The sequence below is a fragment of the Actibacterium sp. genome, from assembly GCF_041584535.1.
GTDB lineage: Bacteria > Pseudomonadota > Alphaproteobacteria > Rhodobacterales > Rhodobacteraceae > Actibacterium_D.
This window is the reverse complement of the sequence record NZ_JBFHDW010000348.1, coordinates 1-2,422: the sequence shown is the minus strand read 5'-3', so window position 1 is coordinate 2,422 and position 2,422 is coordinate 1. Positions and strand designations below refer to the sequence as shown.

The 2,422-nt window shown below is 61.8% G+C and carries 3 protein-coding genes and 1 tRNA gene; 2 read left to right on the top strand and 2 right to left on the bottom strand.

Annotated elements, in window-relative coordinates; all coding sequences use genetic code 11:
• Positions 1-581 (top strand): aminotransferase class V-fold PLP-dependent enzyme (locus tag ABYW26_RS13415; protein ID WP_372605418.1); only part of this gene is annotated, 581 nt, incomplete at its 5' end.
• A gap of 47 nt (positions 582-628) precedes the next feature.
• A tRNA-Arg gene (locus tag ABYW26_RS13410) sits at positions 629-705 on the top strand.
• Between the two features lie 80 nt (positions 706-785).
• Here the strand turns inward: ABYW26_RS13410 and ABYW26_RS13405 are convergent.
• Together ABYW26_RS13405 and ABYW26_RS13400 are read right to left on the bottom strand one after the other, a co-directional pair.
• Positions 786-1,367 carry a GNAT family N-acetyltransferase gene (locus ABYW26_RS13405; protein ID WP_372605417.1) on the bottom strand — a complete coding sequence of 194 codons (582 nt, stop codon included), beginning with the start codon at positions 1,365-1,367 and terminating at the stop codon, positions 786-788.
• A 74-nt stretch (positions 1,368-1,441) separates the two neighbouring features.
• Positions 1,442-2,422, bottom strand: a 981-nt coding sequence (locus ABYW26_RS13400; RefSeq protein WP_372605416.1) for a transporter, incomplete at its 5' end; no start/stop codon positions are given.

Below are 2,422 nucleotides of genomic sequence, written 5' to 3'. Positions count from 1 at the left end.
TGGACGCGGATTTCTACGCGATCACCGGGCACAAGCTGTATGGGCCGTCGGGCTCGGGCGCGATCTATATCAAACGCGACCGCATGAACGAGATGCGCCCTTTCCTTGGCGGCGGCGACATGATCCGCGAGGTCCACAAGGACGAGGTATCCTATGCCGCACCGCCGATGAAATTCGAGGCCGGCACCCCCGGCATCGTGCAACAGATCGGGCTGGGCGTGGCGCTGGAGTATATGATGGGCGTCGGGTTGGAGAATATCACCGCGCACGAGCGCATGCTGACCGAATACGCCCGCAACCGCCTTGCCGGGCTGAACTGGCTGACGGTTCAGGGCAATGCCGCGAACAAGGGCGCGATCTTTAGCTTCACGCTGGACGGCCCGGCCCATGCGCATGATATTTCGACGGTTCTGGACAAGAAAGGCGTGGCGGTGCGCGCCGGTCATCACTGTGCCGGGCCGCTGATGGATTTGCTGGGGGTTTCGGCCACCTGCCGGGCGTCCTTTGCCATGTATAACACCCGTGAAGAGGTCGATAAGCTGATCGAAGCACTGGAACTGTGCCACGATCTTTTCGCCTGATTTAGCGATTGCGGGGCCATCCGCTTTCGCCTATATCCGACCCGCACGCACCCGTAGCTCAGCTGGATAGAGCGCTGCCCTCCGAAGGCAGAGGCCACAGGTTCGAATCCTGTCGGGTGCACCACTTTCACCGCACATAGGTCGAAAAAACCGGCGCTTTGCCGGGCGTAGACCCGTGCATCATTTATCAGCGTGCCGTGCCGCTTAGTTCAGCGCTTTGATCAGCAGCACCCAGAATTCGGTGGACGTGTCCCAAGCCTCTTTGACGCAGGGCGCGGTTGCCCGTTCGGCATAGCCTTTGCGTTCATAAAGCCGCCGGGCGCCGGTGTTGTCGCTGGCCACGATCACGCTCATCCTTTGCAGGCCTTCGGCGCGGGCGATGTCTTCGGCCAGATCCAGCAGGCGCGATCCCAGGCCTTGTCCGCGACAATCGGGATAGCTGGCCAGCACGTTCACATACCAGCTGTTCAGCGCCTGATTTTCCAGCTCTTGCAGCGGGCGCAGCAGGGATGGGAAGTCGTCGGTGATTTCTGTCGGCTCAGCGCCGATTACATATCCTGTCAGGCTGGCCACCGCGCCTTGGCCAAAATCGGCCACGACGATCTGGCCTTCCCGCGCCTTTGCGGCCTGACGGGCGCGCCCGATGTCCCACGGGTCTTGGCCATCCGTGGCCATGCCGGTCCAAAGGTATAGCGGCAGGCCTTCGCCCGCGAAATTCACCAGATCGGCAAGCGGGGCGGCATCCGCTGCCATGGCCAGCCGGAAAGGGGGGGTAAGTGCGATCATTCCCGCCTCCGATCGAACGAAAGAAGCGCCTTCAGGGTGATCCTTTTCCGGCCCGCAATCAAGATGTGCGGACGTCAGAACTTGGCGATCAGGTTGATGAACAGACCTTTGTCGTCCAGCGTCAGGTCGGTCAGGTCGTCCGAGAACCGGCCAAAGTTATAACCCGCGCCCAGTTTCAGGTTTTGCCCAACCTGACGATAGCCCGCCGCCAGCAGGCCGAATTCGCCGATGTCGGCCTGTTGGGCTTGGAAATAGCGGCCTTCCAGCAGCAGATCCCATCTCTTGTTCACGTGATAGCGGCCGTTCATCACCGTCAGCCACGCGTCATTGCGGGCCAGCGCGGTGGCGTCATCCGGGGCGCTGTTGCTCAGGCGCAGGCCCAGCTTGCCGCCCAGCGTCCAGTTCTGGCTGATGTCATATTCGGCGTCGATCGAGAACACATGGCTTTGCTGACGCGGACCGCGCGTGGCGCTGCCATCGATGTCCTGGCCGACCATGTCATACAGATAGCGGTATTGAACCAGCATGTTGAACCGGTCGTCCAGAACCGGGCGAATGGCATAGCCGATTGATCCGTCGATATATTTCCCGGTCATTACCGCATTGGCGGGCACGTCGTTATCGGCGTATTCGAACCCGAACAGCAGGCGCTTTTCATCGTCCAGCTTATAGCTGCCCGAGGCCAGAAACAGGAAGATATCCTGATCGCGGCTGGTGCCTGAAACCTCGCCCCGGTCGCGGCGGTATTCCAGTCGGGCGTGGCTGCTGATGCGGTCGCCATCGGTGTAATCAAGGCTTAACGACGGGGCCAGACGGTCGAAATCGCCGCTGTCGTCGCGAATGGTGCCGTATTCGATCGCGCCGCCAAGGGTCAGCGCCGAGGTGGCGCGGTAATCGACGCCGTAACGCTGGGTGAGGGCGGCGTGCTGGCCGAACAGGTCATAGACGTTCTCGCCGAACATATCGACGTTTTCGGACACGCGGCGGGTGCCACCGGCGACGAATTGCCCCTGATCGGTGCCGTCCAGCGTGATGCCGGGCAGGGTGCGGCCGGG